This window comes from Variovorax sp. 54 (genome assembly GCF_002754375.1).
In the GTDB taxonomy this organism is placed as follows: Bacteria; Pseudomonadota; Gammaproteobacteria; order Burkholderiales; family Burkholderiaceae_C; genus Variovorax.
In genome coordinates, this window is sequence record NZ_PEFF01000001.1 from 262,995 (window position 1) to 278,269 (window position 15,275).

Consider the following 15,275-nt stretch of genomic DNA (forward strand, 5'->3'; position numbering starts at 1 on the left):
GATTCTTTGAACTTTGCGTGATGAATCGGCGAGGGGGTGCGCCCAACAATCCAGCCCATGCAGACACGCACCGCCCCTGACAAGCGACCGATCCACCCGCTGTGGATGCGCGCCACGCACTGGCTCAACGCGCTGGCCGTGCTCGTGCTGGTGGCCAGCGGCTGGCGCATCTACAACGCGGCGCCCTTCTTTCCTTTTCGCTTTCCGGCCTCCATCACGCTGGGCGGCTGGCTCGGCGGCGCGCTGCAGTGGCACTTCGCGGCGATGTGGCTGCTGGTGTTCAACGGGCTGGTCTACCTCGGCTTGAACATCGCCAGCGGGCGCTTCGCGCGCAAGTTCTTTCCGCTCTCGCCGGCCGGCCTCTGGCGCGACGCGCGGGCCGCGCTCGGCGGCAAGCTCTCGCACGCCGACCCGCGCCACTACAACCATGTGCAGAAGCTGGCCTACCTGTTCGTGATCGTCGACCTGGTCGCGCTCGTGCTGTCGGGGCTGGTGCTGTGGAAGTCGGTGCAATTCCCCATGCTGCGCGAGCTGCTGGGTGGCTACGAAGCCGCGCGCCGCGTCCACTTCGTGGCGATGGCAGCCCTGGTGGCCTTCGTTGCCGTGCACCTCGTGATGGTGGCGCTCGTGCCCCGCACCCTGCTCACCATGCTGCGCGGTCGCGCGCCCCACACCCCATGAGCCTCTTTTTCAAACGCCCTCCCCTGACCGGCGTCGACGGCGACGCCGTGGTGCGCGAAGCCCGCGCCCTCATCGAGCGCCAGCTCGACGCCCCCTCGCGCCGAATGTTCCTGCGCCGTTCGCTGACGCTGGGCGGCCTGTCGATGCTCACCGGCTGCAGCATCAGCGACGACAGCCACGTGGAAGCCGCGCTGACGAAGGTCTCGCGTTTCAACGACGAGGTGCAGGGCTGGCTCTTCAGCCCGACGCGGCTGGCACCGACCTACACCGAGGCCGAGATCACGCGCCCCTTTCCGTTCAACGCCTACTACGGCGAGGACGAGATCCGCGAGGTCGACGAAGCCACCTACCGCCTCGAAGTGAGCGGCATGGTCGCCGACAAGCGCCGCTGGACGCTCGCCGAGCTGCGCGCCCTGCCGCAAGAGGACCAGATCACGCGCCACATCTGCGTGGAAGGCTGGAGCGCCATCGGCAAATGGGGCGGCGTGCGCTTTGCCGATTTTCTGCGGCACGTCGGTGCGGACCTCAGCGCCAAGTACGTCGGCTTCCAGTGCGCCGACGACTACCACACCAGCATCGACATGCCCACCGCGCTGCACCCGCAGACGCTGCTCACGCTGAGCTACGACGACCAGCCGCTGCCGCCGAAGTACGGCTTCCCGATGAAGCTGCGCATGCCGACCAAGCTTGGCTACAAGAACCCGAAGCACATCCAGGCGATGTACGTGACCAACACCTATCCCGGTGGCTACTGGGAAGACCAGGGCTACAACTGGTTCGGAGGGAGCTGAGGGGCTGCCACAGCCGCTCGACTGCCGAAGAAAGCGCGAGGCCGAATTCCGACAGGGAGCCAGGCCGATCTTGACGACAACGAAACCCAACCTCAACTCAGGAAGACCGACATGAACAAGCTCACCGCCACCCTCCTCGCCACCTGCATGGCCTTCGCCGGCGCCTCGGCCTTTGCCGCGGACGACATGGCCAAGGACGGCATGAAGAAAGACGCCATGGGCAAGGACGAAATGAAGAAGGACGCCATGGGCAAGGACGCCATGAAGAAGGACGGCATGGCCAAGGACGGCATGAAGAAAGATGCCATGGGCAAGGACGAAATGAAGAAGGACGCGATGGGCAAGGACGAGATGAAGAAGTAACGCCCTCTCGCCCGATCCCCGTCCCGCCGCCATTGACGGCCGGCGGGATCGGGGCCACTGTCTCTCTCATCTGCGCTCCCTACGAAAGACCGCCATGAAATCCTTCGCCATTGCCGCCGGTGCGCTCGCCGTTGCCGCTTTCGCCTGGCACGCGGCCCCTTCCTTCGCCGAGACCGCGCGCCGCGTGCCCGCGCCGGCAGCCGACCTGGCCGCGTCGGCCGACGCCACCACCGCCACCGCCGTGTTCGCAGGCGGCTGCTTCTGGGGTGTGCAGGGCGTGTTCCAGCGCGTCGAGGGCGTGAGCAATGCACTCTCGGGCTATGCGGGCGGCGAGGCCCGCACCGCGCGCTACAACGAGGTCGGCTCGGGCCGCACCGGCCATGCCGAGGCCGTGCGCATCAGCTACGACCCACGCAAGGTGAGCTACGGCAAGCTGCTGCAGATCTATTTCTCGGTGGCACACGACCCGACCGAACTCAACCGCCAGGGCCCGGACACCGGCCCGCAGTACCGCTCCACCGTGTTCGCCGAAAACGCCGAACAGGCCCGCATCGCCAACGCCTACATCGCCCAGCTCAACCAGGCCAGGACCTTCGGCAAGCCGCTGGCCACCACGGTCGAGATGGCCAAGTCCTTCTACGCGGCCGAGGACTACCACCAGGACTACCTCACGCTGCACCCGAACCAGCCCTACATCGCGATCAACGACCTGCCGAAGATCGACGACCTGAAGAAGCTGTTTCCCGAGAGCTACAAGGCCACGCCGTCGCTGGTGCGGGCGGCCAAGGCCAGTTGATCAGCGCCTTGGGCCACCCCAACGCTCACAGCACCTTCGCGCGCTTCGCCTGCTCCGTCAGCTCCGCCCGGAAGTTCGGATGCGCAATGGCGATCAGCTCTTGCGCGCGCTGCTGGGCCGACTTGCCGCGCAGCTGCGCCACGCCGTACTCGGTGACGACGTAGTTGATGTCGTTCTTGCTCGTGCTCACATGCGTGCCCGGCGAGAGCGAGGGCACGATGCGCGAGATGGTGTCGTCCTTCGCCGTCGAGGGCAGCACGATGAAGGCCTTGCCGCCGCGCGAACGGTTGGCCGCGCGCACGAAGTCCGACTGCCCGCCGGTGCCCGAGTACGGCGCATGGCCCAGGCTCTCGGAGCCGCACTGGCCCAGCAGGTCGATCTGCATGGTGGCGTTGATGGCGATGAGGTTGTCGTTCAGCCCCGCCAGCGCCGGGTCGTTGGTGAAGTTCACCGGGTGCATCTCCAGCCCCGGGTTGCGGTCCATGAAGCGGTACAGCTTGTTCGAGCCCAGCGCGAAGGTCGCGACCGACTTGCCCGGCAGGTAGTTCTTGCGGCGGTTGGTGACCGCGCCGCTTTCGACCAACGTGAGGATGCCGTCGCCGATCATCTCGGTGTGGATGCCCAGGTCGCGCTTGCCCGTGAGCTGCATCACCACCGCGTCGGGAATGCCGCCGTAGCCGATCTGCAAGGTGGCGCCGTCGTCGATCAGGTCGGCCACGTGCTTGCCGATGGCTTCCTGCACCGGGCCGATCTTGGGCAGGCCGACTTCCATCACGGGCTCGGTGCTCTCGACCAGCGCCGCCACCTGCGAAATGTGCACGTGGCAGTTGCCATGCGCGTAGGGCACGTTGGGGTTCACCTCGAGCACGACCGCGCGCGCCTTCGCCACGGCGGCCATCGTGTAGTCGGGGCCCAGGCTCAGCGCGAAGTAGCCGTGCGCGTCCATCGGCGAGGCCATGCTGAACACCACGTCGGCCGCGATCTGCCCGCGCTCGATCTGCGCGGGAATCTCGGAGAAGTAGTTGGGAATGAAGTCGATCCAGCCGGCCTGCCCGCCCGCACGCGTGGCGCCGCCGAAGAACAGCGCCACATGGCGCACATGCGCGACCGTCTCGGGGTCGATGTAGGCGTACTTGCGCATCGCAAGAATCTGCGCGACCTTCACGTCGCGGAAGTCGCGGCGCTGCTCGGACAGCGCCGTGAGCAGCGACGGCGGCTCGCCGACGCCCGTGGGCACGATGATCATGTCGCCGTTGCGCACCTGGCGCACGGCATCGGCGGCGGAGACGCGCTTTTGCGCGTACAGGGTCTGGGCAGTCATGCCTGCCACTATGCCTTCTTTTCGTTGGCGCCGAATTCGCGGTGCACCCAGTCGCGCAGCACCGTCGTCGCGGGCCGGCTGGCGGCACGCGGGCTGTACACGAGGTCGTAGCGGTAGCTTTCCACCGACAGCTCGAAAGGCTGCACCAGCAGGCCCGACGCCAGCTCGTCGGCCACCAGCGCCAGGCTCAACAACCCAACGCCCTGCCCTGCGACCGTGGCCTGCACCGCGTGAATCTCTTCGGTGAACGACAGGCCCGCCTGCGCATCGACGTCGGTGCGGCCCGCGCGCGCGAGCCACGTGCGCCACACCGGCGCCAGCGTTTCGTCGCGCCCCGCGCGCCCCCATTCGAAGTGGATCAGCGAGACAGCGCGCAGGTCTTTCCTGGCCGCGACCGCCAGCGCGGGGCTGCAGACCGGCGCGTAGTGGTCCTGGAACAGCGGCTCGACGACCAGGTCGGCATAGCGGCCGTTGCCATATCGGATGGCCGCGTCGGCCTCGGTGTCGAGGTCGACGACCTGGTTGGTGGCATCCAGCCGCAGCGTCCATTCGGGGTGCAGGTCGCGAAAGGTGCCGGCGCGCGGTGCCAGCCGGCGGGCCATGAAACCGACCGTGGACGACAGCGTGGCGATGCGCGTGCCCTTCAGGCGGCGCACGCCGTCGACGGCGCGCTCGAAGCTGTCGAAGCCGTCGCGCAGCGCGGGGAACAGCTGATGCCCAGCGGCCGTCAGGTGCACCTGCCGCGTACCGCGTTCGAACAGGCGCACGTCGAGCGCTTCTTCGAGCTGCTTGATCTGGTGGCTGACAGCGGTCGGCGTGACGTGCAGCTCGTCGGCCGCCGCCTTGAAGCTCAGCCGGCGGGCCGCGGCCTCGAACACGCGCAATGCGCCCAGGGGAGGAAGTCTTCGCATGCGGACAGATTAGCTGAATTCATCTGTCGACTGAAAAATCAGCCTTTGTCGGGTGCTCTCCTCATCCCTAGATTCCAGGGGTCGCAGGAAGAAATCACTTCCACGGCTGATCTGAAATTCACCATAGAAGGCACCCGTCATGCAACTGCAACCCCAACAAATCCACACCCAACCCGACCCCTACGCGCCCTTCCTGCTGTCGCAGGCCATCCAGCTCGGCAACCTCGTCTTCGTGTCCGGCCAGGCCGCGATCGGCGACGACGGCGAGATCGTCGGCAAGGGCGACTTCGACCGCCAGGCCGAGCAGGCTTTCAAGAACCTCGACCGCGTGTTGCGGGCCGCCGGCACGGGCCTGGGCAGCGTGGTCAAGGTGACGATCTTCCTGACCTCCATGTCGCACTTTCCAAAGATCGTCGAATTGCGCCGCCAGTGGTTCTCGGCCCCCTACCCGGCCGACACCATCGTCGAGGTCTCGGGCCTGTACTCGCCCGACGCGATGATCGAGATCGAGGCCATCGCCGTCGCGCCGGGAGACGCCCGATGAACACGCCGCTGTTCTCGCAGGCGAACCTGAACGGCCTGCAGTTGCCCAACCGCCTGGCCGTGGCGCCGATGACACGCGTCAGCGCCTCGCCCGAGGGCCACGCCAACGGCACCATGGCCCGCTACTACGAACGCTTTGCGCGGGGCGGCTTCGGCCTCGTCATCACCGAAGGCATCTACACCGACGCGGCGTATGCGCAAGGCTATTTCCGCCAGCCCGGCCTGAGCGATCGCGAACAGGCCCGCGCGTGGCAGCCGGTGGTAAAGGCGATCCAGGGCACAGGCGGACGCGTCATCGCGCAGCTCATGCATGCGGGCGCGCTGTCGCAGTTCAATCGCTTTCGCGACCACACGGCGGGGCCGTCGGCGATTCGCCCCCGCGGCACGCAGATGACGGCCTACCGCGGCGAAGGCGAGTACCCGGTGCCTCGCGCGATGACCGATGCCGACATCGCCGAGGCCATTCGCGGCTTCGCCCGGGCCGCACTGCTGGCGACGGAAGTGGCGGGCTTCGACGGCGTGGAGATTCACGGCGCGAACGGCTACCTGCTCGACCAGTTCATGACCGGCCACACCAACGCGCGCACCGACCGTTGGGGCGGTGCCCTCGCACACCGCGTGCAGTTGACCGTCGAGGTGGTGCGTGCCGTGCGGCAGATGCTGGGTGCGTCGGCACCGGTCGGCGTGCGCATCTCGCAAAGCAAGGTCAACGACTTCGCCCACAAGTGGCCGGAAGCCGGGGCCGGTGCGGCGACCGTGTTCGGGGCGCTGGCGCACAGCGGCATCGACTACCTGCACGTCACTGAGTTCGAAGCCTGGCGCCCGGCCTTCGGCGATACGGGGCCGAGCCTGCTGCAGCTCACGCGCCGCCATGCGCCGGGCATTGCGATCGTCGCCAACGGCAGCCTGCACGACCCGTTGCGTGCCGAGGCGGCACTCGCGGATGGCGCCGACTTCGTGGCACTGGGGCGCGGCGCGCTGTCGAACCCCGACTGGCCGAAGCGACTGAAGGAAGGCCGCACGCTCGCCGCCTTCGACCCGGCGTTGCTGTCGCCCGTGGGGGACATCAAGCCGATGGAGCAGCAACCCTAGATGATGTTCTTCTCGATCAACGGCCGGTTCTCCAGAATGCGCGCGAACGACAGCGGCGACAGGTCGAGGCTGCGGTAGCCACCGAAGCGGATCAGCTCGGCGATACCCCGCCCCGCCGCTGGGCACTGCTGCAGGCCGTGGCCCGAGAAGCCGTTCGCGAAGTACAGGTTGTCGCAGTCCGGGTGCAGGCCGAGGATCGCGTTGTGGTCGAACAGGTTCATCTCGTAGTAGCCGGCCCAGGCGCCCGTCATGCGGACGGCTTCGAAGGCCGGAATGCGTTCGGCCAGCGCTGGCCAGATGAAGCTGTCGAAGGCCTCGTGTTCGACGTCGAGCGGCGCGTCATCGGGGTCCCGGTCTTCGGGCGGCGCGAAGCCGCAGATGAACTGTCGACCTTCGGGCCGCAGCCAGATGCCGGAGGTGTCGATGACCAGCGGGCAACCGGGCAAGGTCTCGGGGCATGAAAAGCTGAACACGCTGCGGCGTCGGCCGCGCACCGGCAGGTCGATGCCCGCCCATTCGGCCACCTTCGCGGCCCAGGCGCCGGCGGCGTTGACGACGATGTCGGCATCGATCGTCTCGCCGTGGTCGAGGTGCACGCCGGTCACGCTGCGGCCCTGGCGGCGCAGCCCCGTGGCATGCGCCTGCACGTACCGTGCGCCCTGCGATGCGGCCTTCTTGCGAAAGGCCTGCAGCAAGCTGTAGCCGTCGTACCAGCCCTCGCCCGAAAGGCCGAGCGATGCGAGCGCGATGCCCTCGGTCGAGATCCACGGGAAACGCGCCTTCAGCTCCTCGGGCGTTAGCAGCGCCACGTCCACCGCATGCGCCTTCTGCATCGCGTGGTTCTCGCGCAGCACGTCGACGCCCGCCGGCGAGGCCAGGTAGAGGTAGCCGGGCTCGACCAGGCCGATGTCGGGCGCGTCATCGCCCACGCGAAGGGTCTCGCCCAGCGTGCGGAAGAAGTCGATGCCGTAGAGCGACATCTCGATGTTGATGGCGGTGGAAAACTGCTGCCGGATCGAACTGGCCGACAGCGCCGACGAGGCCTGCCGGTACGAGAAGTCGCGCTCCACCACCGTGATGTCGAAGGCCTCGCCTGCCGGGTCGGCGCCCAGGAAGTACGCGATGGCCGAGCCGATGGCTCCGCCGCCGATGATCGCCACACGCCGCATGAGATGCCTTTCCGTGTCTTTCGGTGCCTGGGCCCGGGCAGTTGCCTGGGCTGCGCACGCTCCCGCCAGAATAGCGCGATGAGAAAAGACATTCCCAACCTCGGCGCGCTGCAGGCCTTCGAGGCCTCGGCACGCCTGGGGAGCTTCACCCGCGCGGCGACCGAGCTGGCGCTCACGCAAAGCGCCGTCGGCCGCCAGGTGGCGATGCTGGAGCAGCGCCTGGGCGTGCCGCTGTTCTCGCGCGTGCGCAAGCGGCTGACGCTCACCGACGTGGGCCGCGAGTACGCCGCGCGCATCCGCCGCCACCTCGACCAGATCCGCCGCGACACGCTGGAGATCAGCGCCGGCCACGAGATGGGCTTCATGCTCGAACTGGCCGTGGTGCCGACCTTCGCCACGCAATGGCTCATCCCGCGGCTGCCCGATTTCAGCCGCCTGCACCCGAACATCACGGTGAACCTGTCGGCGCGCTCGCAGCCCTTCTCGTTCCAGGAACACGCGTACGACGCGGCGATCTACTTCGGCGACCAGTTCTGGCCGAACACGCGCGGCGGGCTGATCTTTTCCGAAGGCGAGATGGTGCCCATCTGCAGCCCCGCGTTCCGCGACGCGCACGCCCAGTGGGACGAAGCTGGCTTCGAGCGCTGCCGCCATGTGCACCTGAGCACGCGCGCCCATGCATGGCGCGACTGGTACGCGCAGCAGGAATGGGAGTACACGGTGCACGCCTCGCGCGGGCCACGCTACGAGCTGTTCACCATGGTGGTGGCCGCCGCGGCGGCGGGCATGGGCGTGGGGCTGGCGCCGCGCCTCCTGATCGAACAGGAACTGCGCACTGGCGAACTCGTGATTCCAGTGGACCGGCACCTCGACGTGCACCAGGGCTACTACTTCGCGTACCCCGAAGGCCGGCCGGCCTCCGGGGCGCTGGAGCAGTTCAAGCAGTGGGTGCTGGGGCTGACACCCGCCTGAGCCGGTGAACCGCGTCAGACGGGGTTCGGGTTGCGCTCCAGAAAGCCCTGCTGGTGCCAGTACGGATAGGCCCGCGTCGTCGCGCTGGCCGCGTCGAGTTCGGCGACCTGTGCGGGCGTGAGGTTCCAGCCCACGGCGCCGAGGTTCTGGCGCAGTTGCGCTTCGTCGCGCGCGCCGACCACCACGCTCGACACCGTCGGGCGCTGCAGCAGCCAGTTGAGCGCGACCTGCGGCACCGTCTTGCCGACTTCGGCGCCGACTTTCTCCAGCGCCTCGACCACGCGATACAGCAGCTCGTCGGCCACCGGCGGGCCCATGTCGGCCGTCACGTGCAGGCGGCTGTTGGCCGGCAGCGGCTGGCCGCGGCGGATCTTGCCCGTGAGCCGGCCCCAGCCCAGCGGGCTCCAGACCACGGCGCCCACGCCCTGGTCTTGCGCCAACGGCATCAGCTCCCACTCGTACTCGCGCCCGACCAGCGAGTAATACGCCTGGTGCGCCACATAGCGCGCATAGCCGCGCTGCTCCGACACCGCCAACGACTTCATCAGGTGCCAGCCCGAGAAGTTCGATGCGCCCACATAACGCAGCTTGCCCGCACGCACGAGGTCGTCGAGCGTGGACAGCGTTTCTTCCACCGGCGTGCTCGCATCGAAACCGTGCAGCTGGAACAGGTCGATGTAGTCGGTGCCCAACCGCTTCAGCGACGCATCGACCGCCTGCACGAGGTGCTGGCGCGACGAGCCCACGTCGTTCGGCCCGTCGCCGCTGCGGAAGGTGGCCTTGGTCGAGATCAGCAGCCGGTCGCGCGGCCGGCCCTTGAGCGCCTCGCCCAGCACCGATTCGGCGGCGCCGCCCGAGTAGATGTCGGCGCTGTCGAACATGTTCACGCCGGCGTCCATGCAGATGTCGATCAGCGTGCGCGCCTCGGCCACGTCGGTGCTGCCCCACGCGCTGAAAAACTCGCCCTTGCCGCCGAAGGTGCCGGTGCCGAAGCTCAACACGGGGACCTTGAGGCCCGATTTGCCCAGATGACGGTATTCCAAAGTGCTACTCCTTGAATCGAACGAACAACGAACACGGATGAATGACGCAACCATTGTTGGCCGCCGCGGGGAACCCCGTCGCGCGTCGGGCTTTGCAGCACGTCGGCTCGCTACGATCGAACGATGCAGATCTCGATTGAAAACCCGAACCAGCCCGACGTCATCCAGCTCATCGACGACCTCGATGCGTACCAGAAGCCGCTGTACCCGCCCGAGAGCCATTACGGCATCGACCTGGCCGCGCTGTCGGCAGCGCATGTGTTGTTCGCGGTCGCGCGTGACGACGCCGGCACGGCCATCGGCTGCGGCGCGCTCGTCATGAACCCCGGCTACGGCGAACTCAAGCGCATGTATGTGCGCCCGCAGAACCGCGGGCAAGGCGTGGCGGCGAAGGTGCTGGGTTTTCTCGAAGGCGAAGCCAAGGCGCACGGATGCGCACTGTTCCGGCTGGAGACGGGCGTGAGCCAGCCCGAGGCGCTGGCGTTCTATGCGCGCGCGGGGTATGCGCGGCGCGAGCGCTTCGGCGACTACCCGGACGATCCGTTGAGCGTGTTCATGCAGAAGGCAGCGGCTTAGCCTCGAGGGTCGGGCCGATCAGGGTTTGTCCCAGTCCTGGACCTGTCGAATCGCAGCGGGCTCATCCGACGTCACCATAGAGGGTCGTCCTCTGAACTTCAAAGGAGAAAGCAACCATGGCTACCAACACCGTTCGTCTGCACCGCGTGCTGCGCACCTCCCCCGACAAGCTCTACCGCGCCTTCGTGGAGGCCGGCGCCTTCGAGCGCTGGCTGCCGCCCTTCGGCTTCACCGGCAAGGTCCACAGCATGGAGCCCGTGGTGGGCGGCGCGTGGCGCATGTCCTTCACCAACTTCAGCACCGGCCACAGCCACTCGTTCGGCGGCAAGTACCTGGAACTCGTGCCCGGCCGGCGCATTGCCTACGACGCGAGCTTCGACGACGCCAACCTGCCGGGCACGATGAAGACCACCGTGACGCTGACCGCCGTGTCGTGCGGCACGGACATCTCCGTCGTGCAGGAGGGCATCCCCGAGGTGATTCCCGCCGAGATGTGCTATCTCGGTTGGCAAGAATCGCTGATTGCGCTGGCCCAGCTGGTCGAGCCGAACATTCCGGGTTGAGGGCCTGGAACGACGGGCCCGATATCAGGCGGGTTGATCCGGGCTGGCGCCTTCGCCTTCGCCTTCGCTCTTTTCCTCGAGTTTCTCCTTGACGAGCTCGACGCCCTTGTAGCCCGCCACAGCGGCAGCGGCCTTGCCGAGGAACGAAGCATTCGGATCGACCTTTTCCAGGCCCTCGACGGCAACGACGGCGCCAGCGACTTCCTCAAGTGTGTTCAGAATTCCCATGATGTGCTCCAGCTCGGGTTGAAACGGAAGGTGATGTGCGTAGAGCGCAGATGATGGCCGTGAATTCTGAGTCGTGACTGACCGCGGCTGATGTGCGCGCGCGAATGTCAAGGAACCTGAACCACGCACCCTCAGCAGGGCGTCGCCTGAGCAAGCGCGGTGCGCCGCACCTGAGGTGCCAAGCCGAAGCACCGCTTCACTCGCGCCGTGCCTCACACCCGGCAAACCCCTTGAGCCCGGCCAGCTCATCGAGGATGGGGCACTCGGGACGCTCGTCACCTTCGCAGCAGTGGGCCAGGCGCTCCAGCAGACGCTTCATGTGTGCCAGCTCTTCGATGCGCTGGGCGAGGTCGTCGGCCCGTTCGAGCGCGACGCGCTTCACATCGAAGCTTGCACGGCGCCCGTCTTGCCACAGGGCGTGCAGCTCGACGACTTCCGGTGTGTCGAAACCCAGCGTGTGCGCGCGCCGCACGAAGCGCAGCGTCGACACGGCGCGCTCGTCGTAGCGGCCGGCGTGCGCCGTGTCGTCGAGCAGTCCGAGCGATTCGCAGTCGCTCAGCAGCTGCGCGGACGCGCCCGAACGCGCAATGACGTCTGCAAGAGACAAGCGCGCTGCAACCGCCGGCGCCGTGGAATGTTCCATGGAGTTCTCCTTCGAGTCAAAGCGCGAAGTCTCAACCTTCACACCATGGAAGAGTCAAAGCCGAGCAACCGCATGACCTTGGCGCGGCAGGGGTCAGGCGTTCACCGCGCTTGACCTTCACACGATGGCAAGCTTGACACTGAGCGTCACTCTTTTGAAAGGACGACTCTCATGCAAGCGTTTGAAATCCAGTCGATGACCTGCGGCAGCTGCGCCGGCCGCATCACCCGGGCCATCAAAGACTTGGACCCGCAGGCCAGGCTCGAGGTGGACGTGAAGCAAAGAACGGTGCGCATCGACACCACCGAAGACCGCCCCTCGCTGGTGGCGGCGTTGACGGAAGCCGGCTATCCGCCGAGCCCTTCCGTCAGCTGAGCACGGCCTGCGCGCGAACCGGGTTGCCCGGTTCGCCGCCAGGTCTTACTTGAAGATCCGCACGATCGCGTCGTCGAACGCGAGCACGTCCGTGCCCACGTGCGTGGAGTTGAACTCCGTGTCGATGAGCTGCAGCCCGACATAGCCCCGCTCGGACATCCGCTTGTACATCGCCTTCACCGGCACTTCGTTGCAGCCGCTCGCGCAGTGCGCCAGGATCAGCGTCACGGGCAACGGCCGGCCAGCCAGCGCGTCGAACATCTTCTTTTCGAGGGCGTTGTTCTCAGCCTCCTGCTGCCAGAAGGCGGCCTCGATGGAAATGAAGTACGAGAAGACGAGGTTGTCGGGCGCCTCCAGGAACAGCGCCGTGGCCGCGAGGTTGCCGCTGGTCGACAGCCCCGTGAGCATGCGTTTCTTCGGGTCGGCGCGGTACTTCGATTCGATGTACGGCACCAGGTCCTTCGTGAGGAAGGTGTGGTACGGGTTGGCGCCCGGAAAGTTGTAGTCCTCCTGCCGGCGCGCGGTGTTGCCGATGCCCACGAGGATGGCCTTGGTGCCGCGCTTGATCAGCACGTTCTTGAGATTCGTGAAGCGCGTGTCGGGCAGGCCGTTGGTCGCGTCGCCGTCGAAGGCATAGATGATCGGCACGGCATCGGTGCTGCTGTCGTAGGCCGCCGGAATGAACACCTCGAACGGGTAGCGCACGTTGTTGACGCTCGACGTCAGCGTGTCCGACACCACCCGGCCACTGGCCGAAGGCGGTGGCTGCACAGGGGCCACGCCGGTCGGCGGCAGGATCGGCACACCGCCCCCGCCACCTCCTCCGCCCCCACCGCCGCCGCATGCGGCAACGGCCGCAATCAGCACAAAGCCACCCATCACCGCGAGCGCGCGGCGAAGCCATTCCTGTCTCATGTCGTGGTTCCTCGTTCCCCGGTGCCAATTGCACCGCTCGGGATACTCAGGGCTGGGCACAAGGGCGTCAATGTCGCTATCCGATTCGCATCTCGCAGTTAATTCGTTCGTTTTCAACGCGCCCGACCCCGCCCAAGGGATGAAAAGACAACATCAGGGTAATCCCTGAACGCCGCGCGCCAACGGCTCCGAACGCGCCGCCCCGCAAGGGAAACACGCCCGATCACGCGCTCGCCAAAGCCCCTCGCTCCTGGCCCGCTACTTGCGATATCGATCGGAAATGACAGAAAATTTTCATATCTGTCATATATTTGTAAACCGATTTTCATCACCCGCACCCACCCAGGTGCATCGCCCGCCCCATGAGCACCAACGTCGACACCCCAGGCACCACCGTGGCCCAGCGCATTGCGCAGGCGCTGCCGCGGCTGACGCGTTCGCACCGGCAGGTGGCCGACTTCGTGCTCGAGCACCCGCTGCAGGTCGCGACGCTGCCCATCGATGAGCTCGCCGCCGCAGCAGGCGTGTCGGTCGCCACGGCCAACCGCTTTGCGCGGGCGCTGGACTTCGACGGCTACGCCGCCTTCCGCGCCGAGCTCGTGCGCGGCTTCGAGTCGCTGGTGGCGCCGGTCGAGCGGCTGCGCGGCAACCTGGAGCACCCCACCACGGTGGCCGAGGTGTTCGCCACGGCGCTCGACGAAAGCCGCCGCAACATCGAAGCGACGCGCCAGTCGCTGGACTACGCCGCCTGCGAGGCTGCGGTGCAGCGCATCCTGAAGGCGCGCTCGATCTACATCGGCGGCTTCGGCGCCAGCGCCTGGCTTGCGGGGTTGCTGCAGCACGGGCTCGACGGTTCGTGCAACGACGTGCGCATGCTCTCCAGCGTGAGCGGCGTGACGCACTCGGCGCGCTCGCTGATGCACTCGGGCCCGCAGGACCTGTTCATCGGCCTCACCTTTCCGCGCTACCTCACCGACACGGTGGCGCTTGCGCAGATTGCGCGCAGCCAGGGTTGCGCGGTGCTCGCGCTGACCGACCGCCCCAGCTCCCCGATCGCGCCGCTGGCCGACGTGGTGCTCTATTGCCAGACCGAAACCAGCTACCGCCCCAACTGCGAGACCAGCGTGCTCGCGCTGATCGAGGCACTGACCAGCGCGGTCGCCCTGCGCGCGCCCGGCGCGGCGCAGTCGGCCGGCCGCATCCTGCAGGCGGTGCGCCCGTGGCTGCACGGCGGGCTGGGCCAGGGCCATGCGCGCGGCCAGGTCTCGATGCCTCCCCTCCTCCCCGCCGCCGTCGCTTCCGACGCCGGCAAGAAAAAGAAGAAAGCTTCCCGATGAAGAACGTCACGCCCGTCATCGCCATCCACGGCGGCGCCGGCACCATCAGCGCCTCGACCACCAACCCCGAGCAGGCGCAGGCGTACCACGACGCGCTGCAGACCATCGTGCGCGCCGCGCAGGCCGCGCTGCTCAAGGGCATGTCGGCGCTCGACGCCACCTGCCTCGCGGTCGAGATGCTCGAAGACTGCCCGCTCTTCAATGCCGGCTACGGCGCGGTGTTCACGCACGAAGAAACGCACGAGCTCGACGCGGCTGTGATGGACGGCGCCACGCTCGCGGCCGGCGCCATTGCTGGCGTGAGCCACGTGCGCCGCCCCGTGCGCGCCGCGCGTGCCGTGCTCGAAGACGGCGCCCATGTGCTGCTGGCCGGCGCGGGCGCAGAAGCCTTCGCACGCGACCGTGGGCTGGAGATGGTCGAACCCTTCTTCTTCTCGACCGACGCACGCCGCCAGCAGCTGTACCGCGTGCGCGACACGGGCCGCGTGGTCACCGACCACGAAGGCGCCGCCATGACCAAGCCGCCGCTGGACGAAGACAAGAAGTTCGGCACCGTCGGCGCGGTCGCACTCGACATTCACGGCCACCTGGCCGCCGCCACCTCGACCGGCGGCATGACCAACAAGCGCGTCGGCCGCGTCGGCGATTCGCCGCTCATCGGTTCGGGCACGTATGCCGACGACCGCACCGCCGCCATCTCGTGCACCGGCAGCGGCGAAATGTTCATCCGCGTCGCGGCCGCCCACGACATCTGCGCGCGCATGGCCTACGGCGGCGCCACGCTCGAAGCGGCCACGCACGCCGTGGTGCACGGGTCGCTGCCCGCCATCGGCGGCACCGGCGGGCTGATCGCCGTCGACCGCCACGGCAACCTGAGCCTGGCCTTCAACACCGAAGGCATGTACCGCGGCCACGCGCGCGGCGATGAAGCCCCGGTGACGGCCATCTTCGCCTGA

Annotated in this window: 19 protein-coding genes; 12 read left to right on the forward strand and 7 right to left on the reverse strand. The window is 67.6% G+C overall.

Annotated features, from left to right (window positions below; all coding sequences use genetic code 11):
* The first annotated feature begins 57 nt into the window (after positions 1-57).
* The 4 genes from CLU95_RS01245 to msrA all read left to right on the forward strand — a co-directional run bounded on the left by CLU95_RS01245 (position 58) and on the right by msrA (position 2,631).
* A complete protein-coding gene (locus tag CLU95_RS01245) occupies positions 58-681 on the forward strand; it encodes a cytochrome b/b6 domain-containing protein (RefSeq protein WP_099789637.1) in 624 nt (207 codons plus the stop codon).
* Positions 678-1,472 (forward strand): molybdopterin-dependent oxidoreductase, encoded by a 795-nt coding sequence (locus CLU95_RS01250; RefSeq protein ID WP_099789640.1) that lies wholly within the window; start codon positions 678-680, stop codon positions 1,470-1,472. The genes CLU95_RS01245 and CLU95_RS01250 overlap by 4 nt, the downstream gene beginning before the upstream one ends.
* A 111-nt stretch (positions 1,473-1,583) precedes the next feature.
* A complete protein-coding gene (locus CLU95_RS01255) occupies positions 1,584-1,835 on the forward strand; it encodes a pentapeptide MXKDX repeat protein (protein ID WP_099789643.1) in 252 nt (83 codons plus the stop codon).
* 94 nt (positions 1,836-1,929) lie between these two features.
* Positions 1,930-2,631 carry a peptide-methionine (S)-S-oxide reductase MsrA gene (msrA, locus tag CLU95_RS01260; protein WP_099789646.1) on the forward strand — a complete coding sequence of 234 codons (702 nt, stop codon included), beginning with the start codon at positions 1,930-1,932 and terminating at the stop codon, positions 2,629-2,631.
* Between the two features lie 25 nt (positions 2,632-2,656).
* Here the strand turns inward: msrA and CLU95_RS01265 are convergent, their stop codons facing one another.
* Both CLU95_RS01265 and CLU95_RS01270 read right to left on the reverse strand, forming a co-directional pair.
* The gene (locus CLU95_RS01265; protein WP_099797061.1) at positions 2,657-3,952 is read right to left on the reverse strand and encodes an acetyl-CoA hydrolase/transferase family protein; all 1,296 of its coding nucleotides are present in this window, start codon (positions 3,950-3,952) and stop codon (positions 2,657-2,659) included.
* An 8-nt stretch (positions 3,953-3,960) separates the two neighbouring features.
* The gene (locus CLU95_RS01270) at positions 3,961-4,863 is read right to left on the reverse strand and encodes a LysR substrate-binding domain-containing protein (protein ID WP_099789648.1); all 903 of its coding nucleotides are present in this window, start codon (positions 4,861-4,863) and stop codon (positions 3,961-3,963) included.
* Positions 4,864-5,002: 139 nt separating this feature from the next.
* Here CLU95_RS01270 and CLU95_RS01275 point away from each other — a divergent pair, with 139 nt between their 5' ends.
* Positions 5,003-5,407 (forward strand): RidA family protein, encoded by a 405-nt coding sequence (locus CLU95_RS01275; RefSeq protein WP_373667984.1) that lies wholly within the window; start codon positions 5,003-5,005, stop codon positions 5,405-5,407.
* Positions 5,404-6,498, forward strand: a complete 1,095-nt coding sequence (locus CLU95_RS01280; protein ID WP_099789651.1) for an oxidoreductase — start codon at positions 5,404-5,406, stop codon at positions 6,496-6,498. The genes CLU95_RS01275 and CLU95_RS01280 overlap by 4 nt, the downstream gene beginning before the upstream one ends.
* Here the strand turns inward: CLU95_RS01280 and CLU95_RS01285 are convergent.
* Entirely contained in the window at positions 6,495-7,667 is a 1,173-nt protein-coding gene (locus CLU95_RS01285; protein WP_099789654.1) for an NAD(P)/FAD-dependent oxidoreductase, read from the reverse strand. The genes CLU95_RS01280 and CLU95_RS01285 overlap by 4 nt on opposite strands.
* A 78-nt stretch (positions 7,668-7,745) precedes the next feature.
* Here CLU95_RS01285 and CLU95_RS01290 point away from each other — a divergent pair, with 78 nt between their 5' ends.
* Entirely contained in the window at positions 7,746-8,639 is an 894-nt protein-coding gene (locus CLU95_RS01290) for a LysR substrate-binding domain-containing protein (RefSeq protein ID WP_099789657.1), read from the forward strand.
* Positions 8,640-8,653: 14 nt separating this feature from the next.
* Here CLU95_RS01290 and CLU95_RS01295 read toward each other — a convergent pair whose 3' ends face one another.
* Entirely contained in the window at positions 8,654-9,682 is a 1,029-nt protein-coding gene (locus CLU95_RS01295) for an aldo/keto reductase (protein WP_099789660.1), read from the reverse strand.
* 123 nt (positions 9,683-9,805) lie between these two features.
* On the opposite strand from CLU95_RS01295, the gene CLU95_RS01300 reads away from it, so the two are divergent.
* Both CLU95_RS01300 and CLU95_RS01305 read left to right on the forward strand, forming a co-directional pair.
* Positions 9,806-10,258, forward strand: a complete 453-nt coding sequence (locus CLU95_RS01300) for a GNAT family N-acetyltransferase (protein WP_099789662.1) — start codon at positions 9,806-9,808, stop codon at positions 10,256-10,258.
* A gap of 116 nt (positions 10,259-10,374) precedes the next feature.
* Entirely contained in the window at positions 10,375-10,821 is a 447-nt protein-coding gene (locus CLU95_RS01305; RefSeq protein ID WP_099789665.1) for an SRPBCC family protein, read from the forward strand.
* Positions 10,822-10,845: 24 nt separating this feature from the next.
* Here CLU95_RS01305 and CLU95_RS01310 read toward each other — a convergent pair whose 3' ends face one another.
* Together CLU95_RS01310 and CLU95_RS01315 are read right to left on the reverse strand one after the other, a co-directional pair.
* On the reverse strand, positions 10,846-11,049 hold the full coding sequence (locus CLU95_RS01310; RefSeq protein ID WP_099789667.1) for a hypothetical protein: 204 nt from the start codon (positions 11,047-11,049) through the stop codon (positions 10,846-10,848).
* Positions 11,050-11,245: 196 nt separating this feature from the next.
* Complete coding sequence (locus tag CLU95_RS01315) at positions 11,246-11,692, reverse strand: MerR family DNA-binding protein (protein WP_099789670.1); 447 nt, start codon at positions 11,690-11,692, stop codon at positions 11,246-11,248.
* 171 nt (positions 11,693-11,863) lie between these two features.
* Between CLU95_RS01315 and CLU95_RS01320 the strand changes: the two genes are divergently transcribed.
* A complete protein-coding gene (locus CLU95_RS01320; protein WP_099789673.1) occupies positions 11,864-12,067 on the forward strand; it encodes a heavy-metal-associated domain-containing protein in 204 nt (67 codons plus the stop codon).
* A gap of 45 nt (positions 12,068-12,112) precedes the next feature.
* On the opposite strand, the gene CLU95_RS01325 is transcribed toward CLU95_RS01320, so the two are convergent.
* The gene (locus CLU95_RS01325) at positions 12,113-12,982 is read right to left on the reverse strand and encodes an alpha/beta hydrolase (RefSeq protein WP_257214503.1); all 870 of its coding nucleotides are present in this window, start codon (positions 12,980-12,982) and stop codon (positions 12,113-12,115) included.
* 362 nt (positions 12,983-13,344) lie between these two features.
* On the opposite strand from CLU95_RS01325, the gene CLU95_RS01330 reads away from it, so the two are divergent.
* Together CLU95_RS01330 and CLU95_RS01335 are read left to right on the forward strand one after the other, a co-directional pair.
* The gene (locus CLU95_RS01330) at positions 13,345-14,319 is read left to right on the forward strand and encodes a MurR/RpiR family transcriptional regulator (protein ID WP_099789676.1); all 975 of its coding nucleotides are present in this window, start codon (positions 13,345-13,347) and stop codon (positions 14,317-14,319) included.
* Positions 14,316-15,275, forward strand: a complete 960-nt coding sequence (locus tag CLU95_RS01335) for an isoaspartyl peptidase/L-asparaginase family protein (RefSeq protein ID WP_099789679.1) — start codon at positions 14,316-14,318, stop codon at positions 15,273-15,275. Before CLU95_RS01330 ends, CLU95_RS01335 begins: the two co-directional genes overlap by 4 nt.